The sequence below is a fragment of the Corallococcus interemptor genome, from assembly GCF_003668875.1.
GTDB classification, from domain to species: domain Bacteria; phylum Myxococcota; class Myxococcia; order Myxococcales; family Myxococcaceae; genus Corallococcus; species Corallococcus interemptor.
The window spans coordinates 23,868-43,087 of the sequence record NZ_RAWM01000011.1; the positions used below are offsets into that span (position 1 = coordinate 23,868).

Here is a 19,220-nt window from a genome sequence, read left to right on the forward strand (position 1 = left end):
GGCAGGCATGAAGGTGCAGGGTGAAGCATTCTGTCGCACGCAATTGCCCCGGGTCTCCCGGACCTTCGCGCTCAACATCCCGCTGTTGCCCGAGCCCCTGGACCTGGCGGTGACGGTGGCCTACCTGCTGTGCCGCATCGCGGACACGCTGGAGGACGAGTCCCCCGGGGCGGTCCACGGTGCATGGCTCGACGAATTGGGAACCCTCGTCTCGCTGGAGCCGGGCTGGGAGGCCCGTGCCCGCTCCTTCGCGCGAGAGGCGCGGCTCGCCCTGCGGGACGAGGCGCCGGAGGCGGAGGCCGAGCTGCTTTCCCAGACACCGGCCGTGCTCGAAACCCTGGCCTCGCTTCCCTCCTGGGTCCACCCGCCCATCGCGCGGTGCGTGCGCACGATGACCGGCGGGATGAAACAGATACAGCGCGTGCACGGAGGGGGCGGGCAGGTCATGGGGCTGCCCGACCTCCAGGCCCTGTTCCTGTATTGCTATTACGTCGCGGGCGTCGTGGGAGAGATGCTGACCGGGCTCTTCGTCGCCAGCTCCCCCCGGGTCGCCTGGCGCGAGCCGTGGCTCATGCCTCGGGCGCCTGCCTTTGGCCGGGCCCTGCAGCTCACCAACATCCTGAAGGACGTGCGCGAGGACCTGGACCGGGGAAGCTGCTGGCTGCCCAGGGACCGCATGGCCGCGCACGGCCTCACGCCCGCCACGCTGGCCCTGCCGTCACTCCGGGGCCGCGCCGTGGCGCTGATGGATGAGCTGGTGTCCGTGGCGAGAAGGGAGCTGGACGTCGCGCTCGAGTACTCGCTGGCCCTGCCCGTGGAGGAGCCCGGCCTGCGGCTGTTCTGCCTCTATCCGCTGTTCTTCGCGGCGGCGACGCTCGACGCGGTGGAGGGCAACCCCGCGGTGTTCGAGCCCGAGCCGGTGAAGATTCCCCGGGAGACGGTGGCCACGCTGATGCGGCTCACGCAGGAGCGGGTGGGGTCCAACGAGGCGCTGCGGGCGCTCTACGCCGGAGGCTCACGCGAGGCCCGGGACGGCGCGGAGGCCTGGAGGTGACGCGGCGGGCTCGCGACGTGCTGGCCCGGACGCAGTCACCGGACGGCTCGTGGAAGGGGGACTACAGCGGCCCGCTGTTCCTGGGGCCGGTGTACGTGGCCGGGCTGTATGTGATGGGCCGCGCGCCGGAGGCGTCCATCCGCGACGGGATGGTGGCCCACATGCGCGCGCACCAGAACCCGGACGGAGGCTGGGGGCTGGACGTGGAGTCACCCAGCCTCGTGTTCACGACGGTGCTCACCTACGTCGCGCAGCGGCTGCTGGGCGTCGGCGCGGAGGATCCGGGCCTCGTCCGCGCGCGGGCGTGGTTCCTTCCCCGGGGCGGCCCGCTGGGGAGCGCGTCCTGGGGGAAGTTCATCCTCGCCCTGCTGGGTCTCTACGAATACGAAGGCCTGGCGCCCGTGCCTCCCGAACTCTGGCTGTTGCCGCGCGCGCTGCCCTTCCATCCCTCCCGCCTCTGGTGTCACTGCCGCATGGTGTACCTGCCCATGGGCTGGCTCTACGGCCGCCGCGTCCGCGCCCCCCAGACGCCGCTGCTGGCCGAGCTGCGGCGGGAGCTGTACGCCCGGCCCTACGCGGACGTGGACTGGGAGGCGGCGCGCGAGCGGGTGTCCGGGTCCGACGCCTACACCCCCCATGGACTGGCATTGCGCGCCGTGCACCGCGTGCTGGGCCTGTACGAGCGCCTCCATTCGAAGCGGCTGCGCTCACGCGCGCTGGAGGAGTCCCTGGCGCTGATTCGCGGCGAGGACGAGGCGACGCACTTCGTCTGCATCGGGCCCATCAACAAGGTGCTCGACATGGTGGTGTGGCACGTGGCGCGGCCGGACGGCCCGGAGGTGCGCGCCCACCTGGAGCGCCTGCCGGACTACCTCCAGCGGACGCGCGAGGGCATCTCGGTCAATGGCTACAACTCCTCCCAGCTCTGGGACACCGCCTTCGCGGTGCAGGCGCTGGTGGCCTCCGGGGAGTCCATCTGGGCGCGGGACACGCTGGCGCGCGCGGGCCGCTTCCTGGAGGCGCAGCAGGTGCTGGAGGATTCGCCCGGCGCCACGAGACACCACCGGCATCCCAGCCGGGGAGGGTGGCCCTTCAGCACGCGCGCGCACGGCTGGCCCATCAGCGATTGCACGGCGGAGGCGCTGAAGGCGTGTCTGTTGTTGGAGCCGCTGGGGCTCAACCGCGTGCCGCGCGAGCGTCTGGAGCAGGCCGTGGCGTTCATCCTGTCCCTGCAGAACCGGGACGGCGGCTGGGCGACCTACGAGCGGCAGCGGGGGCCGCGCTGGCTGGAGCGGTTCAATCCCTCGGACGTCTTCGCCGGCATCATGGTGGACCCCAGCTACGTGGAGTGCACGTCGGCCTGCGTGCAGGCGCTGGCGGCGTGGCGCGGCGCGCGTCCGGAGGCGACGGAGGCTCCGGTGGAACGGGCCATCGCGAGGGGCGCGGACTTCCTGCGCCGTCAGCAGCGCCCGGATGGGAGCTGGGAGGGGTCCTGGGGCGTGTGCTTCAGCTATGGCACGTGGTTCGCCGTCACGGGCCTGGTGGCCGCGGGCGCGGGCCCGGCGGACCCCGCGCTGCGCAAGGCCGTGACGTTCCTGAAGGCCCACCAGCGCGAGGACGGCTCCTGGAGCGAGTCCATCCAGGCCTGCCGCGAGCGCCGCTGGGTGGAGGGGCGCACGGGCCACGCGGTGACGACGTCGTGGGCCGTGATGTCCCTGGTGGCCGCGGGGGACGCGCACGCCGAGGCCACGCGGCGGGGCGTGGCCTGGCTGCGTTCAAGAGAGGCCGAGGGCCAGTGGCCCCCGGAGCCCCTGGCCGGCGTGTTCAGCCGCACCTGCGCCATCCACTACGACGCCTACCTGCGCATCTTCCCGCTGTGGGCGCTGTCGGTGGGGGAGCGGCGGGCGGAAGGCTTCAGGGCGCGCGAAGGCTCTGCGACCCCAGGTAGTCCGCCTTGCCCAGGTTGACGCCGTTGTGGCGCAGGAGCGCGTACGCGGTGGTGAGGTGGAAGAAGAAGTTGGGGACGGCGTTCTCCAGGAAGTAGTCCGCGCCGCTCATCACCTTGCCCTCCCAGCGGGGATGGGAGATGACGCGCCCGGCGGCGGACTCGAAGTCCTTCGCGGTGAAGGTGTCCAGGTACTCGAGGGTGGACCGGACGCGGGCGCCCAGCTCCTCCAGCGTCTGCTCCGTGTCCGGGTGCGACGGCGCGGGCTTGCCTGACAAGCGCGAGGCCGCGAGCTTCGCGGCGTCACAGCCAATCTGCACCTGCCGCACGAACGGCAGCTGGTCCGGCGCCAGCCGGAAGTTCAGATAGAGGTTCGGGTCGAAGGGCTTCGCCTTGGCGTGGGCCGCGGCCGTGTCCAACCACTTGCTCAACTGCCCCAGCTGCTTCTTCATCTGCGAAAAGAGTTCGAAGTACATGGGCGCGCAAGCTAACGGGACCGCCCCTGGCGCGCGAGCGAATCCACGGGGCGTCCGGCCCCCTCGAACCGGACGCCCCGCGTCACGCGCGGCGTCAGTAGCTGATGACCAGATGGCCCGCCAACATGCCTCTGCCGCCAGCGGCTCCGGGCCCGTGGCGAGCTGGCCCGCGACAGGGGCGAGCCGTCCCTCAGGCCTTGAAGGTCATCAGCGGCTTGAGCCGGGCCACCTCCCGGACGATGTCGGCGTCCACCTGGGAGGCCACCACCGGGCCAATGGGCTTGTAGGCGGCCGGCGCCTCCTCGATGCGCCGCTCGGCCCTCAGCGCGATGCAGTCCACCCCGGTGAGGCCCAGGTCCTCCTCCCGGTGCTTCGCGCCCCCGCGCGACATGGAGAAGCGCGAGTGCGCCCGGCCCGCCCCATGCGACGCCGACGCCAGGGCCTTCGCGTTGCCCAGGCCCCGCATGAGGTACGACGTCGCGCCCATGGAGCCGGGGATGATGACCGGCTGGTCCTCCTCCGCCGGGCAGGCCCCCTTGCGCGCCAGCCAGCCGCCTTCCCAGGGCAGGGTGATGTTGTGGGGCACGTCGTAGACGAGCGGCGCCTCCACGTCCCCGAACAGCTCCCGCAGCGTCTGCCGCACCAGCTCCGCGAGCAGCAGCCGGTTGAGGAAGGCGTAGTTGGCCGCCGTGGCCTCCGCCTTCAGGTACTCGCGCACCTTCACCGGATCCGCGAGCGGGAAGATGCCGCTCGCCGGGTGCGGCGCCCCCACGGGCCACGCCGCGCGCGCCCGCTCCTGCCAGGCGCGCCCCACGTGCTTGCCCATGTCCCGCGAGCCCGAGTGCACCATGAACGCCAGCTGCCCCTCCCTCACGCCCCAGGCCCACGCCCGCGCGCGGTCCACCACGGCCTCCACCCGCTGCACCTCCACGAAGTGGTTGCCTCCACCAATCGTCGCGAGCCCCGGGTCGCGCACCACGCCCTCCCGCCGCAGCCCGGTGGGCGCCCAGGCCGGGTCTCCCTCCAGCGCGCCGCCCAGGTGGACCCGCGCGGCCTCCCGGTCCAGCTGGCCCAGGTCCATCCGGGCGGCCATGCCCAGGGGCTGGCCTTCCGTCTCCAGGAGCCAGCCGGGCAGGCCGTCACGAAGCAGCGCCTCCAGGGCGCGCGAGCCCTGGGCCACGTCCCGCGTGCCGAAGAAATAGTGCCCCTTCATCCGCTCCACGAAGGCGTCGCGGCGGGCGAGGAAGGCCTCCACCGGGATGTCCGCGACGTGCAGGCGCATCCCGCAGTTGATGTCCGTGCCCACGGCGCCGGGGACCACCAGGCCCTCCGTGTGGACCACCGACCCGATGGCCACCCCGGAGTCCCCCGGATGGAAGTCCGGCGTCGCGCGCACCTGCTTCACGCGCCCGCCGTCGGGATGGTGGAGCGCGGCGAGCGCCGCGAGCTGCTGGAGCGCCTTGCCCTCCACCGGCAGGTCCGGTGGAAGGAGGACTTCAGCGGGTGGGGCATGGGGATCCGCCTGGAGGCGGACCGTGTAGACACGACCGTCGTAAGCAACGTCGAGCCCCTCGCGGGCAAGCGCCCGCAGGAGCCGGTTCAGTTTCGGCTGCATGACCTTCTCGGAATCTGACCCGGGCGGACTTCAAGGCCCGGGGGACGTGAGCGATGGATTCGAGACCTCGGGTCAGCAGCCGCGGCCGGGACGCCGGAGCGTCCGCGCTCCCTGGGACGCCCCAGCCCGCGCGGCCTGACAAGGCACGTGCGGGAGGGGCGTCGCCACGGAAGGGGATTCGCCTACGAGTACATCGTCGCCTTGGTTCCTTCGTCGAGGAAGTAGGCGCTGTTCACGAGCGCCAGATGGCTGAACGCCTGGGGGAAGTTGCCAATCATCCTGCGCTCCCCGGGCAGGTACTCCTCGGCGAGCAGCCCCACGTCGTTGCGGAGCCCCGCCACCTTGTTGAAGAGCTTTTGCGCGTCCTCGGTCCGCCCCAGGAGGTGGTAGGTGTTCGCGAGCCAGAAGGAGCAGGCGAGGAAGGCGCCCTCCTCGCCGGCGAGCCCGTCGGTGCCCGCCTCCGTCCGGTAGCGCAGCACCAGCCCCTTGGGCATCAGCTCCTCCTCGATGGCCCGCACCGTCCCGGCGATGCGGGGATCCTCCGGCGGGAGGAACCCGCTGAGCGGGATGAACAGCAGGCTCGCGTCCACTCCCTTCGAGCCGTAGTACTGCGTGAACGTCCCGCGCTTCGCGTCGTAGCCCTTCTCACAGACCTCGTCGTGGATGGCCTGCCGCAGCTTCACCCACGGCGCCTTGTCCTCCTTCAGGCCGTACTTCTCGATGGCGCGGACCCAGCAGTCGATGACGATCCACGCCGACACCTTGGAGGCGGTGAACGACTGCTTCGGGCCGCGCATCTCCCAGATGCCGTGGTCCGGCTCCGTCCAGACCTCGGACACGCGCTTCGCGAGCGCCTTGAGCGCTTTGCCTCCACGCTCCGACAGCTTGCCCACCAGCTGCGCGTGGATGTAGAGGACCGCGGCGAACTCACCGAGCACGTCGAGCTGGAACTGCGAGTAGGCCCCGTTCCCGATGCGCACGGGCCGGGCCCCTTCGTAGCCCTTCAGCCAGTCCAGGGTGACCTCGGTGAGGCGGCGCTCGCCCCGGATGCCGTACATGATTTGAAGCTGGTCCGGCGCGCCACCAATGGCGTCCTCCAGCCAGTTGCCGAACGCGCCCGCTTCGTCCGTGAGGTCCGCGCGCATGAACGCGTTCAGCGTCAGGACCGAGTCGCGGATCCAGCAGAACCGGTAGTCCCAGTTGCGCTCCCCGCCCGGCGTCTCCGGGAGCCCGAAGGTGGGCGCGGCGACCAGCGCCCCCGACGGTTGGTAGCTGCACGCCTTGAGGGTGATCAGCGAGCGGATGACCACGTCCTGGTGCTGGGGGGGCAGCCGCAGCCGCGAGGCCCAGTCCTCCCAATAGGCCTCCGTCTCCCGCAGGGCGGTCTCGGGATCCAGCGCCTCGGGGACGCCGTCGTAGGGCCGGGCCCAGGAGAGCACGAAGGGGACCCGCTGGCCGGCCTGGATGGTGAACTCCGACTCGAAGGGCGGTGGATCCTCGCTGGTGCCGCCTCGCAGGAACACGGCATCCGGCCCGGCGACGGCGGAGGAACTCCCATCCCGCCTGCCCACCAGGGGGACGGTGTAGCCGTTGGCGAACCGGGGACGCAGCTCGGAGCGCATCTCCACCGTGCCCCGGACCCCCTCCACCCAGCGCACCAGGTGGGGGCTTCCCTTGCGGATGGGCATGAAGTCCACGACGCGCACCGCGCCCGTGTCCGTCTCGAATTCCGTCTCCAGGATGAGGGTCTTGCCGCGGTAGCGGCGCCGCACGTCACGCACGGCCGCCTTGGGCGCGAGCTTCCACCGGCCGTTGTCGGGAGTCCCCAGCAGGGACGTGAAGCACGCGTCAGAGTCGAAGTCCGGGAGGCAGAGGAAGTCGACGGAGCCATCCCGGCCCACGAGCGCGGCCGTGTAGAGGTCTCCGAGGAGCGCATGGTCTTCAATGAGCAGGCCGGGCTCCGCCCGGGTCTTGTCTCCCCAGCCTGTCCTGGGCGCCTCCTTCGTTCGTGAGGACTCGGACTCTGTCGAAATCATGGCGTGACTCCCGGATTGTGTGAGGGGGCACGGAAAAGGTAGGCGCCGGCACCCCGGATGAAATCCCCAGGGGAGGCAGCGGACAGGGGCCACACGGGACGTGCGCCTGAACAAAGCAGGAACGGCGGCGAAGCGGTTCCTGCCCCGGCTGCGATATGACCCCAGACCCCAGGAGCCCGCATGGGAATGGCTGGCACGGTGGATTGGAAGGGAGCGCGCTCATGACGGTGGCTGTCCTAAGGGCCCAGGCCCCGGAATTCGATGTGGCGTCCGTGTTGGATCGCTTCCCGGAATGCCACCCGGATGCCGTCTGGCTTCAGGGCGAGCAGCGGCGCCAGGGGCGGCACTCGACGTCCGGCTTCAACGTCACCCTGGTGCCGGACGGGGAGGGCACGCTGCACGGGCCCGTGGTCGCCGCCCGCCGGCAGCTGGAGCTGCTGGCCCCGCTGCTCGCGGAGCTGCGGCAGCTGGCCGTGCCCTGCGTCGTGGACTTCGGGCTGTTCGTCGGAAGCGCGCTGCACTTCGCCAGCTCCATCCACTTCCCGCCCGACGACGTCCGGTGGTTCGCGGACCAGGGCATCGCCCTGGCCGTCTCCGCCTACCCCACGGCGGACGAGGGGCCGGAGGACAGCTCCGGGAACCTGCAATGAGCCCCAGGAGCGCCCCCCCGTGGGACCCGGAAGCCGTCCCGACCTTCTGGATCAACCACGCGTCCCGGCTCCTGATGCGCCACTTCGAGCAGCGCCTGCGGCCGCTCGAGTTCGGCATGGCCTACCTGCCGGTGGCCATCGCGCTGGAGGAGCAGGGGCCGCTCCTGCAGAAGCAGCTGGCGGAGTACGCGCACGTCGAGCAGCCCACCATGGCCGCGCTCCTCACGCGCATGGAGCGCGACGGGCTCATCCAGCGCGAGCCGCATCCGGACGACAAGCGCGCGACCCGCATCTCGCTGTCCGCGAAGGGCCGCGGGCGCCTGCCGCAAGCCAAGGCCCAGCTGGCCCGGGTCGCGGAGCAGGCGACGGCGGGCTTCAGCGAACGCGAGCGCGCCACCTTCATGTCGCTCCTGCACCGCGTGGTGGCCAACCTCGACTCCACGGCCGGGTGAATCCAGACGGAATGTCAGAGCAGTGGGGTAGGGTGCGCGACCCTCCGGAAGATTTCCTTCCGGCATGACTCAAGCTCGAGGCCTCGTGAACCGCTCCTCCTTCCTGCTGCGCGCGCTGCGCACCGGCACGTTCTGTCTCGTGGGCGCCAGCTCGCTGCTGACCGCCTGTGACTCCAACGACGACCCGCCCGTGGAACCGCCTCCGGTGGACCGGTCGCCGCGCACGCTGACGCTGCTGCAGACCAGCGACCTGCACACCAACATCTTCCCGTGGGACTACTTCACCGGGAAGCCGGACGCGAAGCGCGGCCTCGCCAAGGTGGCCACGCTCATCAAGCAGGAGCGCGCGAAGAACCCGGACTGCACGCTGCTCGTGGACACCGGCGACACCATCCAGGGGTCGCCGCTGGGCACCTACTACGCCCAGGTGGACAACGCGTCCAAGCACCCCATGGCCACCGCCATGAACGAGCTGGGCTACGCCGCCATGGCCATGGGCAACCACGAGTTCAACTACGGCCAGGACGTCCTCAACAAGTTCAAGGGCGAGGCGAACTTCCCCCTGCTCGGCGCCAACGTGCGCAAGAGCTCGGACGGCTCGGAGGCCTTCACCCCGTACGTCATCACCACGGTGTGCGACGTGAAGGTCGGCATCCTCGGCCTGGTGACGCCGGGCGTGGCCACGTGGGAGCGCAAGGACAACATCACCGGGCTGCGCTTCGATGAACCGCTGGAGATCGCGAAGACCTACGTGCCGAAGATGAAGGCGGCGGGCGCGGACGTGGTGGTGGTGGCCATCCACGGCGGCCCGGACAAGCAGCCGACGGGCAGCGCGTCCAGCCCCGAGTCGTGGCTCGCGGACTACGCGGACCCCACGAAGTGGACCGACCGCGGCAACCTCACCGCCGAGAACCAGGCCGTGCAGATTGCCCAGCAGGTGGCGGACGTGGACGTGCTCCTCACCGGCCACACCCACCAGCCCATCCCGAAGATGCTGCTGAAGCAGCAGGATGGCCGTGAGGTCCTCCTCACCCAGCCCAACCGCTGGGGCAGCCACCTGGCCGACGTGCAGCTCAACGTCACCTGGAGCGGCGAGCGCTGGGGCGTGGACGCGCACGACTCGAAGCTCCACGCGGTGGACGAGACGGTGGCGGAGGATGCCAACGTCAAGCAGCTCACCCAGGCCGCCCACGACACCACGGTGGCCTACGTGAACCAGAAGATTGGCAGCACCACGGAGGCCTTCACGGGCGGCTTCCCCGGCCGCTACGTGGACAGCGCGCTGGCGGACCTGCTCAACATCGTGCAGGAGGAGGCCGCGAAGGAGGCCGGCTTCCCCGTGGACCTGTCCGCGACCGCCCTGTTCTCCAATGACGTCGCGCTGCCCAAGGGGGACGTCACCCTGCGTGACGCCTACAGCGTCTACATCTACGACAACACGCTGTACGTGATGGAGATCAACGGCTCCATCCTCCGGCGCGCGCTGGAGATGAACACGCTGTACTTCAAGCAGCTGGACCCGGCCAACCTGCCCGTGAAGCCCGCGGACGCGAAGGCCACCACGCCCGTGGTCGCGGACTACAACTGGGACCTCTACTCGCACATCGACTACGGCTATGACCTGACGAAGCCCGCGGGCTCGCGGCTCACGCACCTGCGCTTCAACGGCCAGGACGTGCGGGACGACCAGCTCTTCCGCATCGCGGTGAACAACTACCGCGGCGGTGGCGGAGGCGGCTACAGCATGTTCAAGGAGGGCACCCTGCTGTGGTCCTCCGCGGACGGCGTGCGGGACTACGTCGCGCGCTACATGCAGGAGCACCAGAACCTGTCGCCGGACGCGGTGAACACCTGCAACTTCACGCTCACGCCGGACCTGTACTCGCATTACTTCCAGGCCACGCTCGGCCCCGCGAAGTGCGCGCCCGTGAAGTGAGGGAGGGGACGCTCCGGGGAGCCCGGAGGGCATGTCCCTCCGGGCGTCCCGCGTCCTTACGTTCGCGGTGATGGCCGACCCGCGCGCGGAAGAGACGTTCCAGAAGAGCATCCACACGCTGACGCCGGACGGCGCCTGGCCCCGGACCGAAACGGACGGCCTGGGCTCCCGGCGGCTCCCGGCGGACGCCTACTGGGGCATCAACGTCAGCCGCGCGCTGGACAACTTCGCCATCAGCGGGCGCCCCATCTCCATCCATCCCGACCTGCTCTTCGGCTACGCGTGCGTGAAGCAGGCCGCGGCGCGCGCGAACGCGCAGCTGGGCGTGCTGGACGCGACGCGGGCCTCGCTCATCGACCGGGCCTGCGAGGACATCAAGTCCGGCGGGCTGCACGACCAGTTCATCGTGGACGTCATGCAGGGCGGGGCGGGCACCTCCACGAACATGAACTTCAACGAGGTCATCGCCAACCGGGGCCTGGAGCTGGCCGGCCGCCCCAGGGGCGACTACGCGCACCTGGACCCGAATGACCACGTGAACCGCAGCCAGAGCACCAACGACACCTACCCCACGGCGCTCAAGGTCGGGCTGATGCTGTCCCTGGAGCGCCTGCTGGCGGAGCTCCACCTGCTGGAGCAGGCGTTCCGCGACAAGGGGGAGGAGTTCGCGGGCATCGTGAAGATTGGCCGCACGCAGCTCCAGGACGCCGTGCCCATGACGCTCCAGCAGGAGTTCGAGGGCTTCGCCATCACGCTGGCCCGGGAGCACACCAGCCTGGAGACCGTCATCCGCCGCCTGGAGGAGGTCAACCTGGGGGCCACGGCGATTGGAACGGGCATCGCCGCGGACCCGCGCTTCGCGGAGGCCGTGCGCCAGCACCTGGCGGACATCACCGGGCGGCCCATCGTCACCGCGTCGAACCTCATCCAGGCGACCCCGGACGTGGGCGCCTTCATGGAGGTGTCCGGCACCCTCAAGCGCACCGCGATGAAGCTGTCGAAGATCTGCAATGACCTGCGGCTGCTGGGCTCCGGCCCCCAGGCGGGCTTCAACGAAATCAACCTCCCGCCCGTGCAGGCGGGCTCCAGCATCATGCCGGGCAAGGTGAACCCGGTGATTCCGGAGGTCGTCAACGCGGTGGCGTTCGTGGTCGCCGGAGGCGACGTGACGCTGACCATGGCCGCGGAGGCGGGGCAGCTGCAGCTCAACGCCTTCGGGCCGGTGATGGCCCACGTGCTCTTCGAAAACCTCAAGTACATGACCGCCGCCATGGCCACGCTGCGCGTCAACTGCGTGCGGGGCATCACCGCCAACAAGGAGCGGCTGGAGCGCCAGATGGAGTCCTTCGTGGGCGTCATCACCGCCCTGATTCCGCACATCGGCTACGCGCCCGCGGCACGGCTGGCGAGGGAGGCCCTGGCCACCAACGCCCGCATCGCGGACCTGGTGGTGTCCGCCGGGCTGCTGACGCGCGAGCAGCTGGCGGAGCTGCTCACCGTGGAGCGGCTGACCCGGAGCCAGCCGGTGGCGGCCCCGGAAGAAGAGGGCACGCCGTAGGCGGGGGCCGCATGTCCGTCCGCCTCCTGCGCCGGTTCTTCCGCGAGCCCTACTGGTGGGTCCTGGGTGGGGTGATTGCCGCGGGCGTGGTGCTGGGCATCGCGCTCGCCCGCGTGCAGTCGGACACGGCGCCGGGCATCTTCGGGCATGCGTGGCCGGGCGACCTGGACGACACCCGGGGCGCGCTGGGGGCGCTGCTCGGATTCCAGATCACCGTGCTCACCATCGTCCTGTCGCTGAACGCGCCGTTCATCCAGTCCGCCGCGAACCAGTACTCGCCGCGGCTGGTGCCCATCTACCTGAAGAGCGCGCCGCTGCGCCGGGCCCTGCCGTTCTTCGCCCTCTCCAGCAGCTTCATCCTCGCGGCCATCCGGGAGCTGGGCGTCATCGAGGACCACGGCGTCAGGCCCCGGCCCGTGCTGTCGGTGGCCATCTTCCTGATGGTGGTCGCGCTGTGCCTGCTCATCGTCTTCCTGGTCCGCACCTTCCGCTTCCTGCGCGTGGAGCGCGTGCTCGGGCTCGTCCAGCACCTGATCGTCTCCGCGACGGAGCGGCGCATCCAGGCCCGGCTCAGGCGGCTGCCGCTCAACCCCGCCGTGGCCCTGCGGCTGCCGCCGGATGCGCCCGCGCTCCTGGCCGCTGCCTCCGGCTACCTCGCGGACGTGGACCTCCAGGCCCTCACGCGGCTCGCGCGCAGGTGGGGCGTGCGGGTCCGCGTCTGCATCACCGTGGGCGAGTACATCGACCAGGGGGACGTCGTCGGCTGGGTGGTGGCGGACGGCGGGGGGCCCCTGGATGCCCACGTGCTCCAGGAGCTCACCTCCACGTTGATCATCACCGCGGCGCGCGAGCCGGACTGCGACCCCTCCCTGGGGCTGCGCATCCTCGTGGACGTGGCGAACCGGGCGCTGAACTCGTCCTCGAACGACCCGTACACGGCGCGCCAGGCGCTCCAGCAGATCCGCTCGGTGATGCGCCGGCTGGCGGGCCTGCCGCAGGGGGACTGGAACGTCGTGGACCCGGATGGCCGGGTTCGCGTCTCCCTGGTGGCGCTGCGCCTGCGCGACTACCTCTTCCTCGCCGTGGACGGCCCCCTGCATTCCGCGGGGGGCGACCCGGAGGTGCTGGAGGAGGTGCTTCAAATCGCCCTCACCGTGGGCCTGGCCGCGCGCGACGTGGAGGACCGCGCCGCGGCCCACTCGCTCCTGGCCCGCGTGCTCGCGGAGGTCCAGGCGTCCCCGGACCAGGCGCGGTTCCACCGGCTGCTCGCCCAGGCGGAGCGCGTGCGGGCCTCCTTCCAGGGCGAGCGCCGCACGCGCGTCGAGCGGGGACGCGCGGACTGGCTGCCGGACTGACGCGCGCTTCTCAGTGGCGCGTTTCGCGGGTGGGCTTGAAGCCCATGAGGAAGTCGATGAGCAGGCGCGTGCCGTAGCCCGTCGCGCCCTTGCTGCGCCAGGCGTTGTCGCGCTCGGCCCGCGCCGTGCCCGCCATGTCGATGTGCGCCCACGGCAGCCCGCCCACGAACTCTTCCAGGAAGAGGCCCGCGGTGATGGCCCCGGCGTTCTCCCCGCCCACGTTCTTCAGGTCCGCCACCTCCGACTCCAGCTCCGGGCGCAGGCGCCGGTCCAACGGCAGCTGCCACACGGTGTCGCCGGTGCGCTCGCCGGAGTCCTTCACCTGCTCCACGAGCGCCTGGTCATTGCCGAGGACGCCCGCGCTCAGGAGCCCCAGCGCGCGCTGACACGCCCCGGTGAGCGTGGCGATGTCCACGATGGCGTCGGGGCGGGGGGACTGCTCGGTGGACAGCACCAGCGCGTCGGACATCACCAGGCGCCCTTCCGCGTCGGTGTTGATGACCTCCACCGTCTTGCCGCCGCGCACCGTCAGCACGTCCCCCAGCTTCATGGCCGTGCCCGAGGGCATGTTGTCGGTGCACATGAGGTACGCCGTCACCGCCGTCCGGCAGCCCAGGGACTTGAGCGCCGTCATCGCCGCGAGGATGGCGCCCGCGCCGGACATGTCGCCCTTCATGGTCGCGTGGACCAGGTCGTTGGGCTTCAGGCCCAGGCCGCCCGAGTCGAACATGATGCCCTTGCCCACCAGCGAGACGCGGCCCACGGGCTGCACGGCCTCGCCCTTGCTGCCTCCGGGCGTGTACGTCAGCTTGATCATCCGCGGAGGCTCCGCGCTGCCCGCGTTGACGCCCAGCAGCCCGCCGCACCCGAGCCGGGCCAGGGCCTCTCCGTCGAAGACCTCGACCTCCAGGCCGCAGCGCTTCGCCAGGCCTTCGGCCACCTCCGCCATGCGCGCGGCGGTCAGCAGGGTGGCGGGCGCGTTGGCCAGGTCGCGCGCGAACGCCGTGGCCCGCGCGTGGATGCCCCCGCGCACCATGCCCTGCTCCACCGCGTCCGTGTCCTCCTGGCCCGCGACGAGCGTCAGGCTTTCGAGCGGCGGCTCCTGCTCCGATTGCCGCTTGTAGGGCCGGTAGCGGTAGCGGGCGAGCAGCACGCCCTCGGTCAGGGCCTGCGCGGCGAGCTCCACCGGGACGCTCCCCAGCTCCGGCAGCTGGAGCGCGAGCCGCGTCTGCTGGCCCACGGCGCGCGCGAACGCGGCGGCCGCGTCCCGGAGCCTTCCGGCATCCAGCCCGGCCTTCCCGCCCACGCCGACGACGACGAGCGGCGGACCGTCCTTCTGGGGGACCACGAGTGTCTGGCCGGCCTTGCCCTCGAAGCCCGCCGCCTTGAGGAACGCGGCGTCGACGCCGGCGCCCTTCACCCCTTCGCCCGTCCCCACGAAGGTGCCGACGCAGCCGGCATCCTTGGGGAGGGAGGGTGAGACGGCGAGCTTCGTCTCCTCCGGCGGTTCAATGGAAGGAGCGGGGTGGAACTCGGCCTGCGCGCGCGAATGAAACGAGGTCAACATGGAAGCCTCCTGTTGGAGGAACTGGGCACGGCTCCAGGAGGGTGCAACATCCAGAAGGCCACTCGCCCCTGCCTCCGGGAGCGGTTTGCCGGCGGATGGCCGGTGTGGATGTTCCGCCACGCCATCCTCATGGAGGGGGAAAAGCCCATGCGAACACTGCCGTCGAAGCGGATGTCATTGCTCACCGAGCGCGAAGCCCAGCTCGTCCTGTCCAGCGCGCCACGCAACCTGGCCGAACTGTCGCCCCGCGAGCTGCGCGGCCGCATCCAGCGCACGCGCCGCCTGATGGAGAAGTACCAGGACGCCGCGCAACGCCAGCGCAGGGAGGCGCTTCGCAAGACGGCGCCCTCGCGCTCCCGCCGCGCGGAAGGCAACCGCAACACGCTCCAGAAGGCGCAGTACTTCGCCCTCACCCTGGAGCGCTTCGAGAAGCGGCTCGCCCTGCTGGAGCGCAAGGAGCAGGTCCGCACCCGCGCCGCGAGCCGCCCTGCCTCCCGGCGCACGACGCGCGTGGCCACCGGAGGCCGCAAGCCCGCGCGCCGCCCGCGCGCCGCCGGCCGCACCGCGAAGGCTCCGGGACAGCGCAAGTCCCGCCAGAAGCAGGGAGGCGCCCTGAAGCAGGAGCGCTTTCCCTCCCTCAAGCGGCAGGTCGCGGCCTCCACCAGGGGCCGCCGCACCCAGGGCCGGCGCGACGCGCGGCGCTGACGGCCGGGGCATCCGGGGGGCGGCGCTTTCCGCCGCCTACCCGAGCCCCCAGGGCAGTCCCAGCACCTGCCAGGCCACCAGCAGCGCAATCCAGATGGCGAAGACCACCACCACGTACGGGAGCATCAAGGCCACCACGGTCCCCACGCCCGCGTCCTTCTGGTACTTCTGGGCGAAGGTGACGATGAGCGCGAAGTAGGCGTTCAGCGGTGAGATGGCATTGAACGGACCGTCGCCCACGCGGTAGGCGGCGAGCACGGCCTCCGGGTCCACGTTCAGCCGCATCAGCAGCGGCACGAACACGGGCGCGAAGATGGCCCACTTCGGAATGGCCCCCGTCATGATGAGGTCCAGCACGGCCACGACGAGCACGAACCCGACGAGCAGCGGCAGCGCCCCCAGGCCCGCGTGCTCCAGCGCGTCGCCCACCTTCACGGCCGCGAGGGTCGCCATGTTCGTGTAGGTGAACAGGGCGATGAACTGGCTGATGATGAAGAGCAGGAAGATGAGGCCGCCCAGTCCGGCCACCGCCTTCTCCATGGCCTTGATGACGTCCACGCTGTTCTTGAGCGTCCCCGCGCCCACGCCATAGGCGGCCCCCGTCACCAGGAACAGCACGGTGATGGCGACGATGAGGCCGTTCATGAACGGCGAGTCCCCGACGAGCGCGCCCGTCTCCGGGTTGCGCAGCGGCGCCCCCGGCGGCAGCGCCAGCAGCCCGAAGAACACCAGCACGCCCACGAGCCCCCAGAACGCGAACTTCAGCCCGCGCGACTCCTCCGGGGACAGCTTCGCGCCCGTCGTGGCCGGCTTCTCACCCTTGTATTCACCCAGCCGGGGTTCAATCAGCTTGTCGCTGATGAGCGACACCACGAGGGTCAGCATCACCACCGACGCGACGGAGAACCAGAAGTTCGCCGTCAGGTCGATGGAGCGCTCCGGCGCCATGATGTGGATGGCGTCGTTGGTGATCTCCGTGAGGATGCCGTCCAGCGGTTTGATGAGGATGTTGACGGTGAAGACCGCGGCGACACCGGCGAACGACGCCGCCAGCCCGGCGAGCGGATGCCTGCCCACGGTGAGGTACGCCGCCGCCGCCAGGGGAATCAGCACCAGGTAGCCGGCATCCGCGGCGATGCTGGACAGGATGCCCACGAACACCAGGATGTACGTGAGGGCCCGGGCCGGAGCGACGGCCACCAGCTTGCGGATCAACGCGCCCACCAGGCCCGCCGCGTCCGCGACGCCCACGCCCAGCATGGCGACGATGATGACGCCCACCGCGTTGAAGTCCATGAAGTGCTGCACGACGCCCGCGAACATGAAGCGCAGGCCCTCGCCCGTCAGCAGGCTCTTCGCGGCGGTGGTCGTCTCCTCCAGTTGGTGGGTGTCCGGGTTGATGGTCTCGTAGGTGACGCTCGCGCCCAGCCGGTAGAAGAGGTGGGAGAGCACCATCACCAGCGCAATCAGCGCGACGAAGATGACCGCGGGGTGGGGCACCTTGTTGCCCACCCGCTCGATGGCGTCGAGCACCCGCTCCATGCCCTTCTTCTTCGGCGGCGCCTGGCGCTGCTTCTTCTTCGCCTCGCCGGGGGCCTGGATGTCGTCGAAATGAGCCGCTTTGGCCATGGGAGTGCTGCTCCTTTCCAATCCCGCTCAGAGCTCCAGCTCGCCGCCCACCGAAAGCGAGGTATCCGTCCGGACCTTGCCCTGCGCGGGGACGCTGTCGTGTTGCAGTTCGAAGAACGTGGTGAACGCGAAGCGGTCCGTCAGGTGCACGGACAGCTTCGTGGTGGAGTCCAGGAGCACGCGCGTGTCCCCGAAGATGTCCGGCAGGAGGATGGCGTCCTCGCGCAGGTGCACCCGCTCGTTGATGTCGTAGCGGAACGCCACGCCCACGGCGGGCGACCACAGGGTCACGTCCGGCAGGTTCTCGCGCGTGGGGAAGTACTGGAAGCGGCGGTCCTTCGCGTAGCCCGCGCCCAGGTACGTGCGCAGGAAGAGCTCCTTCTCCTTCTTCTTGCGCTCCAGGACCGTGAGGCCGACGCCCAGCTCCGTCTCCACGCGCAGCTCCAGGCTGGCGGGCTGGTCCGCCTCCGCGCCGGCGAAGCCGTAGACGCTGAAGAGGGGCGTGAAGCGGTAGTCCGCGCGCGCCCAGCCGCCGAGCGTCTTCGCCGTGTCCTCCCGCTCCTCCTCACCCTCGGCGGCCGCGTTGCCGTACGCGCCATCCGCCTCCAGGGTGAGGGCCCACACCGGCGAGTCGTACTCCGCCAGGGCATCGCCCGTGAGGGTGAAGGCGCGGCTGTTGCCGGAGAAGAAGGAGGCCCCCAGCCCGAACGAACCCGTCCAGGGCCCTTCCTCCTCTTCGTCGTCCTCGGCCGCCGCCGCGACGGAGGCCGGAGAGGAGGCGTCCTCCGCGTCGGGAGGAGGCGTGGGCGTCTGGGCCATGGCCGCGATGAGGACGAAGAATGGACTCATGGGTGCCTTGGGGAAGGAGGAGCCCTGCCCGTCCCGGTGTGCTGGGGGAGGGGCGGCCTCGGTGGTTCTCGGAGGCCTCCTCGGGTTCCACGCAACCTTCGACACGCACCCTGCGTGCGGCAATCACAGGCAGGCATGCCAGGGGATGGCACCCTTGCGCCGCCGCTCGTCAGAACGTGATGAGGATTGGGTTTGGGGGCGCCCGGTTCAGGGGCGCACGACGTCCTGGATGAACCGGCTCAGCGACTCCGCCATCTTCTGGTGCGTGGCGGCGGACGGATGCCAGTCCTCGCCAACGCCGTCCATGAAGCGGTTCTGCACGGCCATGGCGTGGCGGTGGATGCGGGTGTCGCCCTGTTGCCGCCGCTCCGCCACGAGCTGGGAGATCCACTCGCCGGCGTGCACGGACGTCACCACGCCCTGCTGTTCCTGGCGCTTGAAACCATCCGTCATGCTGCCCAACGTGCAGATGATGTGCGCGCGGGGATGCAGCGCGCGGAGCCGCGCGAGGAAGGCCCGGTAGGCGGACTTGAAGGCCGCTTCGTCCGGCAGGAACGCGGCGGTGCCCGTGCCCGCCAACGTGTCGTTGGTGCCGGCGTTGAGGACGATGACGTCCGGCGAGCCGGTGGAGAAGTCCCAGGCGGCGGGATGGTCCGGAACGGCGCGCTCGTAGATGGCGGGAATCAGCCCGGACGTGGTCTGGTCCAGGTTGCGGTACACGCCGTGGCCCGAATAGCAGACGAACGTGGCCTCAGCGCCCAGGGCCTTCGCCGTGAGCCAGGCGTAGCCACGTCTGGGATTCTGGTTCTTCGACGTGAAGGAGGGAATCCCGGAGAAGGCCAACGCCGGGATGAAGGTGGCGTCGGTGCTGTAGGCGCAGGTGATGGAGTCCCCGACGAACTCCATCCGAAGCCCCGTGTGCGAAGGGGGCGGCTCCCGGAACTCGCCGTGCACGTCGAGCGACAGCAGCGTGCTGACGCCCACCATGGACTCGGTGCGCTTGATGACCTCCACCGTGTGGAGGCCCACGGGGAGTCCCGTGGCCAGCACGTAGCTGCCCTGGCCGGGCCGCACCGCGAGCAGCGTGGGCGGTGCGCCGTCCACCGCGATGTCGAAGTGGTTGGTCCCCACGTCGCCGCCCGGGCCCGCGTCGTCCAGCCGCATCCGCACGGCGTCGCCGAAGAAGCTCGCGCGAACCGTCACGCCGGGATGGGCGAAGACGACGCCGGATTCAGAGCGGTACGTCCGGCCCACGTAGCGCACCCGCGCGTCCGAGGCCGGAATGCTCACCCATGGCATGGAAGGGTCTCCCGGAGCGGGGGAGGGGGCCGTGCACGCGGCCAGCAAGAGGCCGGTGCAGAGCCAGACGGCCTGGAGTCCTCGTGTGGACATG

15 protein-coding genes are annotated in these 19,220 nt (G+C 70.8%); 8 read left to right on the plus strand and 7 right to left on the minus strand.

Features of this window, described 5'->3' with window-relative positions:
* Positions 1–7: 7 nt before the first annotated feature.
* A complete protein-coding gene (locus D7X96_RS06325; RefSeq protein ID WP_121769285.1) occupies positions 8–1,054 on the plus strand; it encodes a phytoene/squalene synthase family protein in 1,047 nt (348 codons plus the stop codon).
* Positions 1,051–3,021, plus strand: a complete 1,971-nt coding sequence (locus D7X96_RS06330) for a 2,3-oxidosqualene cyclase (RefSeq protein WP_244219469.1) — start codon at positions 1,051–1,053, stop codon at positions 3,019–3,021. The genes D7X96_RS06325 and D7X96_RS06330 overlap by 4 nt, the downstream gene beginning before the upstream one ends.
* On the opposite strand, the gene D7X96_RS06335 is transcribed toward D7X96_RS06330, so the two are convergent.
* The 3 genes from D7X96_RS06335 to D7X96_RS06345 form a co-directional block, all read right to left on the minus strand.
* Positions 2,969–3,475, minus strand: a complete 507-nt coding sequence (locus tag D7X96_RS06335; protein ID WP_120546953.1) for a DUF1993 domain-containing protein — start codon at positions 3,473–3,475, stop codon at positions 2,969–2,971. The two genes, D7X96_RS06330 and D7X96_RS06335, sit on opposite strands and share 53 nt — an antisense overlap.
* Before the next feature lie 190 nt (positions 3,476–3,665).
* A complete protein-coding gene (locus tag D7X96_RS06340) occupies positions 3,666–5,090 on the minus strand; it encodes an RtcB family protein (RefSeq protein WP_120546952.1) in 1,425 nt (474 codons plus the stop codon).
* 182 nt (positions 5,091–5,272) lie between these two features.
* Entirely contained in the window at positions 5,273–7,126 is a 1,854-nt protein-coding gene (locus D7X96_RS06345; protein ID WP_120546951.1) for a glycoside hydrolase family 15 protein, read from the minus strand.
* Positions 7,127–7,347: 221 nt separating this feature from the next.
* Between D7X96_RS06345 and D7X96_RS06350 the strand changes: the two genes are divergently transcribed.
* The 5 genes from D7X96_RS06350 to D7X96_RS06370 all read left to right on the plus strand — a co-directional run bounded on the left by D7X96_RS06350 (position 7,348) and on the right by D7X96_RS06370 (position 13,077).
* The gene (locus D7X96_RS06350; protein WP_147468251.1) at positions 7,348–7,776 is read left to right on the plus strand and encodes a hypothetical protein; all 429 of its coding nucleotides are present in this window, start codon (positions 7,348–7,350) and stop codon (positions 7,774–7,776) included.
* Positions 7,773–8,228 (plus strand): MarR family winged helix-turn-helix transcriptional regulator, encoded by a 456-nt coding sequence (locus D7X96_RS06355; RefSeq protein ID WP_120546949.1) that lies wholly within the window; start codon positions 7,773–7,775, stop codon positions 8,226–8,228. The genes D7X96_RS06350 and D7X96_RS06355 overlap by 4 nt, the downstream gene beginning before the upstream one ends.
* A gap of 64 nt (positions 8,229–8,292) precedes the next feature.
* Positions 8,293–10,164, plus strand: coding sequence for a bifunctional metallophosphatase/5'-nucleotidase (locus D7X96_RS06360; RefSeq protein WP_208647274.1), 1,872 nt, complete (start codon positions 8,293–8,295; stop codon positions 10,162–10,164).
* A gap of 31 nt (positions 10,165–10,195) precedes the next feature.
* Entirely contained in the window at positions 10,196–11,722 is a 1,527-nt protein-coding gene (locus tag D7X96_RS06365) for an aspartate ammonia-lyase (protein WP_244219470.1), read from the plus strand.
* Positions 11,723–11,733: 11 nt separating this feature from the next.
* Positions 11,734–13,077 (plus strand): DUF2254 domain-containing protein, encoded by a 1,344-nt coding sequence (locus D7X96_RS06370; protein WP_121769248.1) that lies wholly within the window; start codon positions 11,734–11,736, stop codon positions 13,075–13,077.
* A 10-nt stretch (positions 13,078–13,087) separates the two neighbouring features.
* Here D7X96_RS06370 and D7X96_RS06375 read toward each other — a convergent pair whose 3' ends face one another.
* Positions 13,088–14,644, minus strand: coding sequence for a leucyl aminopeptidase (locus D7X96_RS06375; RefSeq protein WP_121769249.1), 1,557 nt, complete (start codon positions 14,642–14,644; stop codon positions 13,088–13,090).
* 147 nt (positions 14,645–14,791) lie between these two features.
* On the opposite strand from D7X96_RS06375, the gene D7X96_RS06380 reads away from it, so the two are divergent.
* A complete protein-coding gene (locus D7X96_RS06380; protein ID WP_120546975.1) occupies positions 14,792–15,349 on the plus strand; it encodes a hypothetical protein in 558 nt (185 codons plus the stop codon).
* Between the two features lie 36 nt (positions 15,350–15,385).
* Here the strand turns inward: D7X96_RS06380 and D7X96_RS06385 are convergent, their stop codons facing one another.
* The 3 genes from D7X96_RS06385 to D7X96_RS06395 all read right to left on the minus strand — a co-directional run bounded on the left by D7X96_RS06385 (position 15,386) and on the right by D7X96_RS06395 (position 19,219).
* The gene (locus tag D7X96_RS06385; RefSeq protein ID WP_120546945.1) at positions 15,386–16,978 is read right to left on the minus strand and encodes an AbgT family transporter; all 1,593 of its coding nucleotides are present in this window, start codon (positions 16,976–16,978) and stop codon (positions 15,386–15,388) included.
* Positions 16,979–17,005: 27 nt separating this feature from the next.
* Positions 17,006–17,827: a DUF481 domain-containing protein gene (locus tag D7X96_RS06390; RefSeq protein ID WP_121769250.1), complete on the minus strand. Its 822-nt coding sequence runs from the start codon at positions 17,825–17,827 to the stop codon at positions 17,006–17,008.
* 207 nt (positions 17,828–18,034) lie between these two features.
* A complete protein-coding gene (locus D7X96_RS06395) occupies positions 18,035–19,219 on the minus strand; it encodes an SGNH/GDSL hydrolase family protein (RefSeq protein WP_233609951.1) in 1,185 nt (394 codons plus the stop codon).
* Between the last annotated feature and the right edge of the window lies 1 nt (position 19,220).